This window comes from Mucilaginibacter arboris (assembly GCF_009754915.1).
Taxonomy (GTDB): domain Bacteria; phylum Bacteroidota; class Bacteroidia; order Sphingobacteriales; family Sphingobacteriaceae; genus Mucilaginibacter_A; species Mucilaginibacter_A arboris.
Genome location: NZ_WPIK01000009.1, coordinates 138011 through 151928, shown reverse-complemented (window position 1 = coordinate 151928; position 13918 = coordinate 138011). Strand labels below are relative to the sequence as shown.

Genomic DNA, 13918 nt, shown 5'->3' with positions numbered 1-13918 from the left:
ACCTTTTCAGTTTCATTAAATTAATCTAATTACAATTGAATCTTTCCATGATCGCCCTGATCATAACGTTTTCCCGTAATAGCAGCTTTCAACATTTGGAAACCAACTACCATTTTGCTGGAATTGCTGTCCCAATATTCAGCTTCTTCGGTATCAACTTTTAATAGTGTCAACTTCGGATCATCGATTCCATCCGGAAAAAAAGCTTTGATGATCGGGTTCCAAAGCTTTTTCATCTTTTCCTTATTGTCCACTAAAGAAGCGGTGCCTTTAATACTCAAATAAGTATTGTTGTTTGGATTTGAATACGTTACCACCACTTTATTTTCATGCGAAATCTCTTCTGCTTTAGAAGAATATTCATTGGTAAAAAACCAGATATTTCCTTCTTCATCCACATCAGCCGTTCCCATCGGGCGGCTATGGATTTCGTGGTTTGCATTTACGGTTACCAGCATGGCAATCCGCACATCTTCCACTTTATCTTTTAAAAATTTTATCTGATCTGTTTTTGCTTCTGTGCCCATATCATTTTAAATTAGATAAAAGCTTAACCTTAAAACAGCGATTTTGATTTAGTTATTATCGATTTGGTTTGCTTATGTACGGATTTCCCTTCATATAAAAACGATAAGGCAGCAGCGCATCTTCCTTTGCATAAGCTACGCCAACACGCGGAACTGCAGCAATTTGATCATCATTAAATATTAGTCCACGATCCTCGATCCAAATCTCCCCGCTCAAAAAACTCAAGCCATTCATTTTCCTGGAAATACCCAGCGCTTTGGCAACAGAACCCGGACCAGCCGTTAAATTATTTTTGATACGAGTCATTTTCCTTCTTTCCAACATCAACTCAATTCCTTCCGTTGGATTTACAGCTCTGATCAAAACCGCATGAGGTTCGCCTTCTACAGAAGTTACCACGTTTAACATTTCGTGGATGCCGTAGCACAAGTAAACATAAGCAATGCCGCCAGCTTCATACATCGTTTTGGTCCGGTTGGTTAAACGGTTGTCAAAAGCGTGCGAAGCTTTGTCAGTAATGCCTTGATATGCTTCGGTTTCTACAATAAAACCGCCACTAATTTCACCGTTAATATTTGTGAAAAGATATTTTCCCAACAAATTACGGGCAATAGATACTACTTCTTTTGACAGATAAAAATCTTTAGCTAACTTCAAAACTTTAACAGCTTAACCAATTGTTCCAGATATTTTGCATCCGTTTCATCAAACTCATTCAGTTCCGAACTATCAACATCAAGCACGCCAACTACATTTTTACCTTGTAAAAGAGGCACTACAATTTCTGATTTCGATAAAGAACTGCAAGCAATATGTCCGGGAAAAGCTTCCACATCAGGCACAATTAACGTTTCTGCTTTTTCCCAGGATGTGCCGCAAACGCCTTTTCCTTTTCTGATCCTGGTACAAGCAACTGGCCCTTGAAACGGGCCAAGTACTAATTCTGCTTCTTTTACCAGGTAAAATCCAACCCAAAACCAGTTGAACTGCTCTTTTAAAGCCGCCGCCATGTTGGCTAAATTGGCCACCAGATCGGTTTCGCCTTCCATTAACGCTTTAATTTGCGGAACCAGGGCTTCATATTGTTCTGTTTTGGTTCCGCTTCGCGTGATCGTTAAATCTTCTGCCATGGCGCAAAGTTAAAGAACCGGCTGTCATGCGGATGTCCGAATTCAAAACATTTGCGCCTTACAACTTATTTTAATCGTTATTTTACTTTAATGATCGTTAGTTTAACCATCGTACGCTACCGGAAAGCTTTTATTCCTTTTGCCTTAATTGCAATGGCAGTGCTTCGTTTACCGATGTTTTTTCAGCAAAAGTGTACTTTTTATAAACTGATGGGCAGCGGTAAAAATGGAACTTTCGATTTTCATCCCGACTGGCAGCAATGGGCTTTATTAGCAGTTTGGGAAGATGAAGAAAGCTTTGATTACTTCAACCAAAATTCCTTTATTTCCAAATGGTGGAAACATTTAACAGCAGAAAAATGGACAGTTTTGCTTAAACCGTTGCAAAGTCATGGTCTGTGGGACAAAAAAGAACCTTTTGGGAAACCAAATAAAACTGATTATGAAGGACCGGTTGCTGTATTAACCCGAGCAACAATCAACCTAAACCGATTAAAACATTTCTGGCAAAATGCTGCAAAAGTTGCCGGAATTATGAGTGCTGCGAAAGGTTATATTACTTCTTTTGGAATTGGTGAAGACCCTTTCCGGCATCAGGCTACGGTTTCTTTCTGGAAGGATTTGGAGGACGTAAAAAACTTTGCGTACCGTTTGCCGGAACATGTAGCTGTCATCAAAAAAACCAGGAGCGAAAACTGGTACAGCGAAGAACTTTTTGCACGCTTTATTCCCTTAAAAGCTTGGGGAACAATTCGAGGTAAAAATCCGCTGAAAAACTTTATTCCGGATACAACTTTGGCAACACATGCTTCTTTTACCGACTAAAAATCTACTTACTTTCCAGACTCAAACCTCATTCTAAAAATAAAACATGCGCGTTATTGCAGAATTACCTCACCCCGATTTCAAGGTTTCCATTTTTTACATGAATGGCAAATTCATTACCAAGTTTGAAAAAGGTTCTTTTGAACAAAGCTACAAAGTGGCCGAAATGGATATTACCGATGGTGTAAACAGCATTTTTGAACTGCTGGATGAAGAATTTATGAAAACCGTTTCCAAACGTTTTGAAGAAATGATGAACGATTTTAGAGCGACTTATAAACGGTATAATTATTAGTTTTGAATTATCATTCCGTACTTGCTGTCTTTTCGACGATAGGAGAAATCTTAATCAAAGCAACAAATCCATTTAGTTGAAAGAAGATCCCTCCCTACGGTCGGAAATGACAAGCGCCAAGTTAAAAAGTAGCCGTTCTTAAAGTGCAGCCAAACCTTCCTCCAAAATTGCAATCTTGGCTTCTGCATCTGCTTTTTTCTGCTGCTCGTTGGCTACAATTTCGGCTTTTGCATTTTGTACAAAACGTTCGTTGGACAGTTTGGCATTTACAGATTTTAGGAAACCTTGTAAGTAACTTAACTCTTTTTGAATGCGTTCCCGTTCTGCTTCTGCATCAACGTTGTTTGCAAGCTCCATAAAAAATTCATCTGTTCCGGCGATAAAATTTACTGCACCTGCAATTTTTTCAGTTGTAAAACTTACTTCGCTTAAATTTCCAAGTTTGGATAAAATGGGTTGATAAGTTTGATAATTAATTTCTGAATTGGATTTGACAGCAAGTGGCAAAGCTTCTTTTGGCGAAATTTGTTTCATATTTCGAGTGTTCCTGATTTCTGCAATTACTTCTTTTATCGTACTAATTTCATTAAGTAGTTTTAAGTTGATTTCGCCAATTACTGGTTGTTGTGCAACAATACAGCAATCCAATTCTTCACGTTCGCCAAACAAATTGTCATGCCATAATTCTTCAGTTAAAAAAGGCATAAAAGGATGAACGATCTTTAAAATATTTTTAAAAAATTGAATGGTTGCTTTATGTGTTGCCGCATCAATTGGCTGTTGGTAAACTGGTTTTACCATTTCCAAGTACCAGGCGCAGAAATCATCCCAAACCAACTTATAAGTTGCCATTAAAGCTTCAGATAAACGATATTGCTTAAAGTTTTCTTCAATTTCTGTTAAAGCCTGATTAAAACGTGTTTCGAACCACGCAATTGCGTTTTCATTTGGATTGGATAAATGCTGATCAACTTCCCAACCTTTTACCAAACGAAACGCGTTCCAGATTTTGTTGGCAAAGTTTCTTCCCTGCTCGCAATGGCTTTCATCAAACATCAAATCGTTTCCTGCCGGAGAAGAAAACAACATACCAACACGAACGCCATCTGCGCCATATTTCTCAATTAAATCCAACGGATCAGGAGAATTTCCAAGTGATTTAGACATTTTTCGGCCTAATTTATCGCGCACAATTCCCGTTAGGTAAACGTTTTTAAATGGTGCTTCGCCTTTAAACTCGTGTCCCGCCATAATCATCCGCGCAACCCAGAAAAACAAAATTTCAGGAGCGGTAACCAAATCATTGGTTGGATAATAATATTGCAGATCTGCATTGCCGATGCTGTTTTTACCACTAAAAAATGAAGGATCAAAAACAGAAATCGGCCAAAGCCAGCTTGAAAACCAGGTATCAACAACGTCCTCCTCCTGATGCAAATCTTCTATCTTTAAATCCGGCAATTGCGGACTTAATAATTTTGCTTCTTCAAAAGCTTCTTCTCTGGTTTTGGCAACTACAAATTGTCCGTTTGGTAAATACCAGGCCGGAATTTGTTGTCCCCACCAAAGCTGCCGACTTATACACCAATCTTTTACGTTTTCCATCCAATACTTATAAGTATTGATGAATTTATCCGGGATCAGTTTTACTTCTCCGTTTAAAACATAATCTAAAGCTGGTCCGGCCATTTCTTCCATCTTGCAAAACCATTGCATGGAAAGTTTAGGTTCGATTACGGCGTCGGTCCGTTCCGAAAAACCAACTTGCGATTTATATTCTTCAATTTTTTCTAAATTTCCGGCTTCTTCCAGCAGCTTGGCAATTTCTTTTCGTGCCGCAAAACGGTCTTTGCCCACTAAAATTTCCGCTTTTTCGTTTAGCGTTCCGTCATCATTTAAAATATCAATCACCGGCAAATGGTGTTTTATACCGAGGTTATAATCGTTTAAATCATGCGCTGGCGTAACTTTTAAACAACCAGTTCCAAAATCCATCTCCACATAATCATCCAAAATAATCGGGATTTCTCTGTTGATTAGAGGAATCAACACTTTTTTGCCGATAAAAGAAGCATAGCGTTCATCATTTGGGTTGATACAGATAGCCGCATCAGCCATAATGGTTTCGGGGCGCGTGGTAGCGATGGTGAGGTATGAGGTGCGAGGGGTGAGGTGCAGGAACTCATCGCTTGCAGAAAGTTGATTGCTGATCACTGACTGCTGATCGCCTTGCTCTCCGCTCCTCGCTCCTACCTCCTCGCTCAAACCTACAACCTCATACCTAATATAATACAACTTCTGGTTCACTTCTTTGCGGATCACTTCCTCATCAGAAACAACCGTTTTTCCTTGCGGGTCCCAGTTTACCATACGTACGCCACGATAAATCCAGCCTTTTTTATAGAGATGAATAAAGGTATCAATCACGCCTTCGCTCATATCGGCATCCATTGTAAAACGGGTTCTGTCCCAATCACAACTTGCACCTAATTTTTTTAATTGCTCCAGGATAATGCCGCCATATTTCTCTTTCCACTCCCAGGCGTAGTTTAAAAATTCTTCGCGTGAAAGGTCTTTTTTTGCTATGCCGCGTTCTTTCAGCATGGCTACAACTTTTGCTTCGGTTGCGATAGAAGCATGATCTGTTCCCGGAGCCCAGCAAGCGTTTTTGCCTTGCATCCGCGCCCTCCGCACCAAAACATCCTGAATGGTATTGTTGAGCATATGCCCCATGTGCAAAACGCCAGTTACATTTGGCGGCGGAATAACGATGGTATAAGGCTCACGATCGTCCGGAACGGATTTAAAAAAGCCGTGTTCCATCCAATATTGGTACCATTTATTTTCGGTTTCTTTTGGGTTATATGTTTTTGGGATTTCCACGTGTATCAGAATCAGAAGTAATAGATGCCGCAAAAGTAGGCTTTAGCATGGATTTTTGAAGAAATGCAATTGATAAAAATACCTGCTAAAAGAAGCATTTTATTAAAAATGCAAACAAGCAGAAGCATCTGAAGTAGAAGTTTTACAATAACAACATTTTTACAATTAAAAAGCAAAAGGACATTTTTGTAGCATTTAAGGCGAATTGCAATATGCGTTTTTGATTAAATTACTCAAACAAGTAATTTAAGTTCCTCTTTTCTCCTATTATTTATGAAGTAAACGCAATTAAGCAAGCAATACTTCTTTTATAATCAATTTTTATTGTGTAAATTTAACATTTCATTAAAACAAAAATTAATTTTTAAAGATGAAGTTGAAGTATTCAGGATTGGTGATTGCAGGCGCTGTTTTAATTTCGGCAGGTGCAATGGCCGGAACCGGTGAGCCAATAAAAGGCGGAAAACCAGTTCCACCAAAAAAGTTTATCGACCGTGCAAACATGGATCTTTCTGTAAAACCGGGAGATGATTTTTTTGAGTATGCTAACGGAACATGGTTAAAAAATAACACCATACCAGCAAAAGAAACCAGTTGGGGAAGTTTTATGCAACTGCGCGATTTTAACATTAACGCAGTACAATCGCTGTTAAAAAAAGCAGAAGCTGATAAAAATGCAGCTCCGGGATCTGTTGAAAAACGCGTTGGAGATTTGTATGCTTCCGGCATGGATAGTGTTACCATAGAAAAATTAGGTTACACGCCAATTAAACCGGATCTGGAAAAAATAAACCAGATTAAAGATTTAAAAGGTGTTTTAGACGAGGTTGTTTACATGCGTACGATGGGCATGGGTTCGCCGATGTTTGGTTTTGGTGTTGGACAAGACAGCAAGAACCCGAACAAAATGGTAGTTAACTTTCGTCAGGGCGGAACTTCTTTGCCAGACCGCGATTATTATTTAAAAAGCGATGCGCGCGTTCAAAGGATCCAGAATGCTTATAAAAACTATATCACTACGCTGTTTACTTTAACAGGAACGGATGAGGCAACAGCAAAAAAGAATGCAGAAACGGTTTTTAACATCGAAAAGAACTTCGCTACATCGCAAATGAGCCGCGTTGAAATGCGCGATCCGCAGAAAACTTATAACAAGTTTGCCGTAGCTGATTTTGGTAAAACCATTCCTGAACTGCATGTTCCGCAAATGCTGGTTGAATTGAAAGCAAAAGGCCAGGATTCTGTTCTGGTTGGCCAGCCAAAATTCTTTACAGATCTAAACAGCATGTTAACTGCTACGCCAGTTTCCGACTGGAAAATTTACCTGCAATGGAATTTGTTAAGAAATTCTGCTTCTTTTTTAAGTTCACCTTTTGTTAAAGCAAGTTTTGCTTACAGTCAAGTTTTGAGCGGACAAAAAGTGCAAACACCACGTTGGCAACGCATGTCATCTTTAACAGATGGCACCATCGGCGAATTGCTTGGACAACTGTACGTAAAAGAATATTTTACGCCGGAAGCAAAAGCACGTATGGAAGAGCTGGTAAGCAACTTGCGTAAAGCTTTTGAAATCCGCATCAGCAAATTGGATTGGATGAGTGACGCGACCAAGAAAAAAGCGATTGATAAATTACATGCTTTTACGCCTAAAATTGGTTATCCTAACCATTGGGAAACTTATGCTGGTTTAGAAATTAACCGCGGTAGTTTCTTTCAAAACATGCGCAATGCCAGCAAATGGGACTATAACCGGATGATTAGCAGATTAGGAAAACCTGTTGACCGTACTTTATGGGGAATGACTCCTCCAACTGTAAATGCTTATTACAGCCCGGTTATGAACGAGATTGTTTTCCCGGCAGGAATTTTACAATTTCCATTCTTCGATCCAAAAGCGGACGATGCGGTGAATTATGGCGGAATTGGTGCGGTTATCGGCCACGAAATGTCACACGGGTTTGACGATCAGGGAAGCCAGTACGATAAAGACGGAACTTTACGCAACTGGTGGACCAAAGAAGACCGCAAGAAATTTGAAGAAAAAACTGCTGCTTTAGGCAAACAGTACGATGCTTACACCATTTTAGATACCATCCACGTAAATGGTAAATTAACTATGGGCGAAAACATTGGTGATTTAGGCGGACTGAACGTTGCTTACACCGCTTTTAAATTAACTAAACAAGGACAAAGCAACGAAAAGATTGATGGTTTTACGCCAGATCAGCGTTTCTTCTTGTCTTTCGCACAAATCTGGAGAGGTAAAAAATTAGCGGAATCTGCTGCACAACAAGTAGTAACCGATCCACATTCGCCAGAGCAATATCGTGCCATCGGTGCTCCTGTAAATATGGACGCGTGGTACGCTGCTTTTGATGTAAAACCTGGTGATAAATTGTATAAGAAACCGGAAGACCGGATTCGGATGTGGTAATTGATTCGGAATTTATAGTGATAAAAGAAGCTCGTGATCGTAAGGTTACGAGCTTTTTTTATGCTTTTGAAGTTTTTACTAAGTAGGAAAATAACTAACTAAACATATTTGCAAATGACAAATCGAGATTTAGAAGATATTATAGAAAAGTTAAACGGTTGTAACGTTGAGGAAGATATTTTTCTACGACCTCTATCTGTTAATGTAGAATTAGGAATGGTTTGGTGCAGTACAAATCTTCCCAAAAAAACTGCATCAACTTGGATATCTCACGCACCTTTTACTTCATTAAAAATACGGAGGGGAACTATATTGGAATCGTTTATAATATGAATGGTGATCTTCATTGGCTGATATTACCGAATTACAGGGGCAAGGGTTTACTTACAAACGCTCTTAGCAAAACAATTCTGCCTCACATTTTTCAAGACAATAGAAAAGAGCAAAGAATAACGATTGACCGAGAAAGAATTGGAGACTTATATTACCTTGCATCGTTAAAAGTAGCTTTAGCTGTTGGGTTTACAATAAAAGAAAATAATGCTCGAAGAACAGAGTTAACTATTGAAAGATCAAAATTTGAGAAAGTTCCTTTTATCGATGGAATAAATACGTCTTTATCAGACAATAGAAAAAATAAAATCGTAGATAAAGCGAGAGAAATCACTTTTGAACTTTTCAAAATTACTTCCGAACTTGAAATGAAAAAAGGTTTTACATATGAAGTAGAAGAAGTAAAAACAATTGCCGAATCAGTCAAAAAAGCAACAGATATTATTTATGATATTTGTTGGTATATTAAAAAATCAAATCAAGATATTGCTTAATTTAATTTATTAATCATGGAAACAACAATCAGAATAAATACAGACCAGCTAACTACTGATGTATTAGAAAGCATCAAAAAAATGTTTCCGCATAAAGTAGTAGATATAACCATTCAACCTGCGGATGAAACAGAATATATTTTAAGCAATCCTGCTTATGCCCATGAGTTAGAGGAAAGAGTTGCTGAATATGAAAAAAGGAAAGAAACCATACGCTTAAAAGCAGATGAATTATTATGAGGAACATTGAATTTGTTCCAAAAGCTTTTAAAGAATATTTAAATTGGATTGAAACTGATAGAAGAACTGCTTTAAAAATTGGTGATTTAATTAGAGATATTTTACGTATTCCATTTGAAGGTTTAGGAAAACCGGAAGCATTAAAACATCAATATAAAGAATTATGGAGCAGAAGAATTGATCATGAACATCGTTTGGTTTATAGAGTTACAGAGCAATCTATTGTTATATTTTCGTGTTACCTGCATTATCAATAATCTCCTTTCCCAAATTCAATAAACATATTTTTTATCGCTAAAAGAAGCATCAGCAGATTTTGTAACTTTAGGTGAATAAAACCAGTAAAGCAATGAATTACGGTCCAATCAACGTCGACCCTGAAACCATGGGCGGAACACCAGTTTTTACAGGAACAAGAATTCCTGTTCAAACCCTTTTTGATTATATTGAAGGTGGTGATGATTTAAACGAATTTTTAGACGATTATCCTACTATTACAAAAGAAGCTGCTGTGGAAGTTCTCAACATGGCAAAAAAAACGCTAACAACCGAAAAAACGTTGAATGAAAATTTTGCTTGATGAAAATCTGCCAAAGAAATTAAAGGCTGATTTTGGAACAGAACATGAAGTAAAAACAGTGCGAGATATGGGCTGGTTAGGAAAAAAGAACGGTGAAATTTTAGGGTTAATTGTTTTTAATGGCTTTGATTATTTTGTTACAATTGATAAAAATCTACGCTTTCAACAAAATCTGGATCGTATAGAATTAAAAATATTTTTGCTTTTAGCTAAGAATAATCGAAGAGAAACTTTACAAGTTTTGGTAGAAAAAATAAAAGAAAGGATTCAAGAAGGTAATTTACAAAAACTGAACGAAATTTCCTAACGCACTGCTGACAAGAAATATTAAAATAAAGCTCCTCTCCTTTCAATCTCCTGCTCGTCATTTATTTAAAACCAAACCAAGCAACTACTAAACAACTTAATAATTCTTGCAAAAAAAACAATCAACCCCAAAAATGCTTCTTTTATAAACCCATCCATGAAAAAAGCATTAATTTTTGATCTTGACGATACCATCTACCCTACCAAATCTGTTGCTGATAAAATGTTTGCCGAGCTTTATGCTTTGATTGAGAAACATGTAAGCGAATATGTTTTCAAAGAAATTAAGGAAGATATTTTAACTTCACCTTTTCAAAAAGTTGCCCACCGCTATGAATTCAGTAAGGAATTGCAGCAGGAAGGAATGAAGTTGTCTGAAGAAATGGAGTACAACGAACCGATTAAACCTTTTGATGATTATTCCTTCATTAAAGAGCTGAAAGTTGATAAATTCTTAGTCACCGCAGGTTATACCAAATTGCAAAAAAGTAAAATAAAACAGCTCGGCATTGAAAAAGATTTCAAGGAGATTTTTATTTCTGATCCGGCTAAAACCGGCGGAAGTAAAACAGAAGTATTTGAGTTGATTTTAAACAAATATCATTACCAGCCAAGTGATGTTTTAGTGATTGGCGATAACCCGGAAGCAGAAATTACAGCAGCCAAAGAATTAAATTTAGACACGTATTTGTATGATGCGGAAGGAAAATATTCTCCCGCGCTTGCCGATTATTACGGTAATAATTACAATAACCTGAAAGAGGTTTTGGAAAAAGAAGAAGCACCGGAAAAGCTTTAACTTTGGTTCATGCTTCAAATTATCCAAACTGCTGACGGTTCCAACACTATTTTTAACCCTGAAATCGGCGAAAATTATCATTCCAAGCATGGCGCTGTACAGGAAAGTCAGCACGTTTTCTTAAAATCAGGGTTACAATATTTTTTATCGGTAAAAGAAGCATCGGCAGAAATCCGAAAAGATGTTACTGTGCTGGAAGTTGGTTTAGGGACCGGTTTAAACTTTTTGCTTTCGGCAGATTTTTGTACAAACAATCAAATTAAACTGGATTACGTTGGCATTGAAGCTTTTCCGCTAAATACAGATTTGATTAAGCAAACCGGTTACGAGCAATATATCAGTAAAGATTTGTGGGAAAGTTTCCAGGGCATGTATCCTTCTACCATCAACCACAAAGTAAAAATAAATGCGTTTTGTGAACTGGAATTAGTACACCGGGAATTACTCAACTTTGAATCACCACAGTTATTTGATGTGGTTTATTTTGATGCTTTTGCTGCTATTCATCAACCTGAAATGTGGGGCGAAGAAGCAATTGCACATACGGTTTCTTTTTTAAAAACAGGCGGCGTTTTTGTCACTTATGCCATAACCGGTAATTTGAAACGGCAGTTAAAAGCGTTAAACTTTGCAGTTGAAAAAGTGCCCGGCGCACCGGGCAAACGCGAAATGTTGCGGGCAACCAAGTTGTAATGCTTCTTTTATCAGGCAAAAGTCAATCTCTCTTAATATCTATCTAAATTATGTGTTATAACATTTATTGGCGTTATGTTTGTAGCTGTTAATCTATAACGATTAAAAAGTTAAAACATAAAATTATTATGAGCTTAATTGAAGATTTGAACTGGCGCTATGCCACCAAAAGAATGAACGGACAAAAAGTGCCGCAAGAAAAAATTGATCAGATTTTAGAAGCTATCCGCCTTGCGCCTACTTCTTTTGGTTTACAGCCGTTTAGCGTTTTAGTGATTGAAAATGAAGATTTGCGTAAAAAAATCCAACCGGTTGCCTACAATCAACCACAAATATTTGAAGCTTCGCATCTGTTGGTTTTTGCGGCATGGACAGATGTAACCGAACAACAAATTGATGCTTATATGGCTGGTGTTGCCAAAGAAAGAGGAATTGACGTTGCAAACTTGGCTGGTTTTAAAGGTGCTATTGCAGGTGCAGTAGAACGCTTAACACCAGAACAAAGATCAAACTGGGCTGCAAAACAAGCCTATATTGCTTTTGGTATCGGATTGGCTGCCGCAGCAGAATTGAAAGTTGACGCTACACCAATGGAAGGTTTTGATGCTGTTGGTTTGGACGACGTTTTAGGTTTAAAAACAAAAGGTTTACACGCCGTAACCATTATGCCATTAGGTTATCGTGATGAAGCAAATGACCAATTGGCCCAAGCCAAAAAAGTGCGCCGTCCTACAGAAGAATTATTTATAGAGATGGCTTAATCAAGTTTCTTATCGCATTTCAAAAGTCCTGATGCATAAAACGTCAGGATTTTTTATTTTCAAACTATTTGTCATGCTGTTTTTATCAGCAAAAAATCAGCGTTAGTAAATAAACTTTATTTTTGCCCTCAAATTAAAATCATGGCTTTACCCATTCCTCCTGCTGCCCAAACACCCGCTTCGGCTTTTGAACGTTTGCTAACTATTTTAAATAATCTTCGCGAGAATTGTCCCTGGGATAAAAAGCAAACGATGGAAACGCTCCGGCATTTAACTATTGAGGAAACGTATGAACTGGCCGATGCCATTTTGGAAAACGATCAGCAGGAAATCAAAAAAGAATTGGGCGACATCATGATGCACCTGGTTTTTTATGCCAGGATTGCTTCTGAAAAAGGAGATTTTGATATTGCCGATGTTTTAAATAGCGTTTGTGAAAAACTCATCCACCGTCATCCTCATATTTATGGTGATGTAAATGTGAACGATGAGCAGGACGTAAAACGCAACTGGGAACAACTGAAGCTAAAAGAAGGCAATAAATCAGTTTTAGGTGGTGTTCCGAGTTCGCTCCCTGCTTTGGTTAAAGCTTCGCGGATACAAGAAAAAGCACGCGGCGTTGGTTTCGATTGGGAAGATAAAAGCCAGGTTTGGGAAAAAGTGGAAGAAGAACTGCAGGAGTTTAAAGATGAATTTCAGGTGCTAAACGAAGCATCCATCGATGCGGAAAAAGCAGAATGTGAGTTTGGCGATTTGCTTTTTTCCTTAATTAATTATGCGCGCTTCATCAACATTAATCCTGAAAATGCTTTGGAAAAAACGAACAAAAAGTTTATCAAGCGTTTTCAATATCTCGAACAAAAAGCAAAAGAAAACGGCAAGCAGTTACAGGATATGACTTTGGCGGAAATGGATGTTTACTGGAACGAAGCGAAAAGGGTTTGATGGAAGGAATGCTGTTTTTATACCATAAGATTTTACTTTAACTAAATAACTTTGTTATATTTAAATAAACATTGTACGAATGGAAACATTACTAATTCAATTGACCAATCAAAAAGCTATAGGTCTATTGCACGAAATGGAAGCCTTAAATTTGATTAAGTTATTAGATGAACCGATATCTGAGAACCAAAGTTTTTCAGAAAAATATGCTGGAAAATTACCTTCGGCTGTAGCAGATGATTTACAAAATTATGTAACTGCCAGCCGTAAAGAATGGAGCGATTAAAATATCTAATTGACAGCAATTCGGTTATAGATTATTTAGGCAATAAAATACCAACTTATGGAATGGCTTTCATGAATGAAGTATTTAATAAAATGAATCCTTCTATTTCAATTATCACTAAAATAGAGGTTTTAGGGTTCAATGCACCAGAAGAGCACACTCAATTATTACGCGATGCTATAAAGAATATTGACGTTATCGACTTAAATTCAGCTATAGCTGACCGCACTATACTAATTCGAAAATTACATAAAATGAAACTTCCGGATGCAATTATTTCAGCAACAGCATTAGAATACGGATTGATATTAATTACCAGAAATATATCTGATTTTAGAAATTTAGCTGGCTTAACAATTATTGATCCACATCAATTTTCGGTTTAA

General features: G+C 37.5%; 18 protein-coding genes. 14 read left to right on the top strand and 4 right to left on the bottom strand.

What is annotated here, in order from left to right; all coding sequences use genetic code 11:
* Positions 1 to 29: 29 nt before the first annotated feature.
* From GO621_RS11665 to GO621_RS11655, 3 genes are read right to left on the bottom strand one after another with little or no spacing between them, the layout of a single operon-like run.
* A complete protein-coding gene (locus tag GO621_RS11665; protein ID WP_157567187.1) occupies positions 30 to 527 on the bottom strand; it encodes a pyridoxamine 5'-phosphate oxidase family protein in 498 nt (165 codons plus the stop codon).
* 55 nt (positions 528 to 582) lie between these two features.
* Positions 583 to 1185, bottom strand: coding sequence for a DNA-3-methyladenine glycosylase (locus GO621_RS11660; RefSeq protein WP_157567185.1), 603 nt, complete (start codon positions 1183 to 1185; stop codon positions 583 to 585).
* Positions 1182 to 1658 carry a GAF domain-containing protein gene (locus tag GO621_RS11655; protein WP_157567183.1) on the bottom strand — a complete coding sequence of 159 codons (477 nt, stop codon included), beginning with the start codon at positions 1656 to 1658 and terminating at the stop codon, positions 1182 to 1184. Before GO621_RS11655 ends, GO621_RS11660 begins: the two co-directional genes overlap by 4 nt.
* Before the next feature lie 90 nt (positions 1659 to 1748).
* On the opposite strand from GO621_RS11655, the gene GO621_RS11650 reads away from it, so the two are divergent.
* Both GO621_RS11650 and GO621_RS11645 read left to right on the top strand, forming a co-directional pair.
* On the top strand, positions 1749 to 2483 hold the full coding sequence (locus tag GO621_RS11650) for a DUF3291 domain-containing protein (RefSeq protein WP_157567181.1): 735 nt from the start codon (positions 1749 to 1751) through the stop codon (positions 2481 to 2483).
* Between the two features lie 46 nt (positions 2484 to 2529).
* The gene (locus tag GO621_RS11645) at positions 2530 to 2778 is read left to right on the top strand and encodes a hypothetical protein (protein WP_157567179.1); all 249 of its coding nucleotides are present in this window, start codon (positions 2530 to 2532) and stop codon (positions 2776 to 2778) included.
* Between the two features lie 138 nt (positions 2779 to 2916).
* Here the strand turns inward: GO621_RS11645 and GO621_RS11640 are convergent, their stop codons facing one another.
* Positions 2917 to 5661, bottom strand: coding sequence for a valine--tRNA ligase (locus tag GO621_RS11640; RefSeq protein WP_317163439.1), 2745 nt, complete (start codon positions 5659 to 5661; stop codon positions 2917 to 2919).
* 370 nt (positions 5662 to 6031) lie between these two features.
* On the opposite strand from GO621_RS11640, the gene GO621_RS11635 reads away from it, so the two are divergent.
* The 12 genes from GO621_RS11635 to GO621_RS11580 all read left to right on the top strand — a co-directional run bounded on the left by GO621_RS11635 (position 6032) and on the right by GO621_RS11580 (position 13918).
* Positions 6032 to 8095, top strand: a complete 2064-nt coding sequence (locus GO621_RS11635; RefSeq protein ID WP_157567177.1) for a M13 family metallopeptidase — start codon at positions 6032 to 6034, stop codon at positions 8093 to 8095.
* A gap of 260 nt (positions 8096 to 8355) precedes the next feature.
* Positions 8356 to 8922 carry a hypothetical protein gene (locus GO621_RS11630; RefSeq protein WP_157567175.1) on the top strand — a complete coding sequence of 189 codons (567 nt, stop codon included), beginning with the start codon at positions 8356 to 8358 and terminating at the stop codon, positions 8920 to 8922.
* A 15-nt stretch (positions 8923 to 8937) separates the two neighbouring features.
* Positions 8938 to 9162 (top strand): hypothetical protein, encoded by a 225-nt coding sequence (locus tag GO621_RS11625; RefSeq protein ID WP_157567174.1) that lies wholly within the window; start codon positions 8938 to 8940, stop codon positions 9160 to 9162.
* Complete coding sequence (locus tag GO621_RS11620; RefSeq protein ID WP_157567172.1) at positions 9159 to 9419, top strand: Txe/YoeB family addiction module toxin; 261 nt, start codon at positions 9159 to 9161, stop codon at positions 9417 to 9419. The genes GO621_RS11625 and GO621_RS11620 overlap by 4 nt, the downstream gene beginning before the upstream one ends.
* A gap of 92 nt (positions 9420 to 9511) precedes the next feature.
* Positions 9512 to 9742 carry a DUF433 domain-containing protein gene (locus GO621_RS11615; protein ID WP_157567170.1) on the top strand — a complete coding sequence of 77 codons (231 nt, stop codon included), beginning with the start codon at positions 9512 to 9514 and terminating at the stop codon, positions 9740 to 9742.
* A complete protein-coding gene (locus GO621_RS11610; protein ID WP_157567168.1) occupies positions 9726 to 10049 on the top strand; it encodes a DUF5615 family PIN-like protein in 324 nt (107 codons plus the stop codon). The genes GO621_RS11615 and GO621_RS11610 overlap by 17 nt, the downstream gene beginning before the upstream one ends.
* 156 nt (positions 10050 to 10205) lie before the next feature.
* Positions 10206 to 10847 carry an HAD family hydrolase gene (locus GO621_RS11605; protein ID WP_157567166.1) on the top strand — a complete coding sequence of 214 codons (642 nt, stop codon included), beginning with the start codon at positions 10206 to 10208 and terminating at the stop codon, positions 10845 to 10847.
* Positions 10848 to 10856: 9 nt separating this feature from the next.
* Positions 10857 to 11540 carry a tRNA (5-methylaminomethyl-2-thiouridine)(34)-methyltransferase MnmD gene (gene mnmD / locus GO621_RS11600; protein ID WP_157567164.1) on the top strand — a complete coding sequence of 228 codons (684 nt, stop codon included), beginning with the start codon at positions 10857 to 10859 and terminating at the stop codon, positions 11538 to 11540.
* A 128-nt stretch (positions 11541 to 11668) separates the two neighbouring features.
* Positions 11669 to 12301: an NAD(P)H-dependent oxidoreductase gene (locus GO621_RS11595; RefSeq protein ID WP_157567162.1), complete on the top strand. Its 633-nt coding sequence runs from the start codon at positions 11669 to 11671 to the stop codon at positions 12299 to 12301.
* Positions 12302 to 12442: 141 nt separating this feature from the next.
* Positions 12443 to 13246 (top strand): nucleoside triphosphate pyrophosphohydrolase, encoded by an 804-nt coding sequence (gene mazG / locus GO621_RS11590; protein WP_157567160.1) that lies wholly within the window; start codon positions 12443 to 12445, stop codon positions 13244 to 13246.
* A 79-nt stretch (positions 13247 to 13325) separates the two neighbouring features.
* A complete protein-coding gene (locus GO621_RS11585) occupies positions 13326 to 13532 on the top strand; it encodes a hypothetical protein (RefSeq protein ID WP_157567158.1) in 207 nt (68 codons plus the stop codon).
* The gene (locus GO621_RS11580; RefSeq protein ID WP_157567156.1) at positions 13520 to 13918 is read left to right on the top strand and encodes a type II toxin-antitoxin system VapC family toxin; all 399 of its coding nucleotides are present in this window, start codon (positions 13520 to 13522) and stop codon (positions 13916 to 13918) included. Before GO621_RS11585 ends, GO621_RS11580 begins: the two co-directional genes overlap by 13 nt.

Coding starts and splice junctions, on each gene's coding strand:
- GO621_RS11580 (WP_157567156.1), top strand. CDS start 13,520: ATGGAGCGATTAAAATATCTAATTGACAGCAATTCGGTTATAGATTAT.
- GO621_RS11605 (WP_157567166.1), top strand. CDS start 10,206: ATGAAAAAAGCATTAATTTTTGATCTTGACGATACCATCTACCCTACC.
- GO621_RS11610 (WP_157567168.1), top strand. CDS start 9,726: ATGAAAATTTTGCTTGATGAAAATCTGCCAAAGAAATTAAAGGCTGAT.
- GO621_RS11620 (WP_157567172.1), top strand. CDS start 9,159: ATGAGGAACATTGAATTTGTTCCAAAAGCTTTTAAAGAATATTTAAAT.
- GO621_RS11665 (WP_157567187.1), bottom strand. CDS start 527: ATGGGCACAGAAGCAAAAACAGATCAGATAAAATTTTTAAAAGATAAA.
- GO621_RS11625 (WP_157567174.1), top strand. CDS start 8,938: ATGGAAACAACAATCAGAATAAATACAGACCAGCTAACTACTGATGTA.
- GO621_RS11635 (WP_157567177.1), top strand. CDS start 6,032: ATGAAGTTGAAGTATTCAGGATTGGTGATTGCAGGCGCTGTTTTAATT.
- GO621_RS11615 (WP_157567170.1), top strand. CDS start 9,512: ATGAATTACGGTCCAATCAACGTCGACCCTGAAACCATGGGCGGAACA.
- GO621_RS11595 (WP_157567162.1), top strand. CDS start 11,669: ATGAGCTTAATTGAAGATTTGAACTGGCGCTATGCCACCAAAAGAATG.
- GO621_RS11650 (WP_157567181.1), top strand. CDS start 1,749: ATGATCGTTAGTTTAACCATCGTACGCTACCGGAAAGCTTTTATTCCT.
- GO621_RS11645 (WP_157567179.1), top strand. CDS start 2,530: ATGCGCGTTATTGCAGAATTACCTCACCCCGATTTCAAGGTTTCCATT.
- mazG (WP_157567160.1), top strand. CDS start 12,443: ATGGCTTTACCCATTCCTCCTGCTGCCCAAACACCCGCTTCGGCTTTT.
- GO621_RS11655 (WP_157567183.1), bottom strand. CDS start 1,658: ATGGCAGAAGATTTAACGATCACGCGAAGCGGAACCAAAACAGAACAA.
- GO621_RS11585 (WP_157567158.1), top strand. CDS start 13,326: ATGGAAACATTACTAATTCAATTGACCAATCAAAAAGCTATAGGTCTA.
- mnmD (WP_157567164.1), top strand. CDS start 10,857: ATGCTTCAAATTATCCAAACTGCTGACGGTTCCAACACTATTTTTAAC.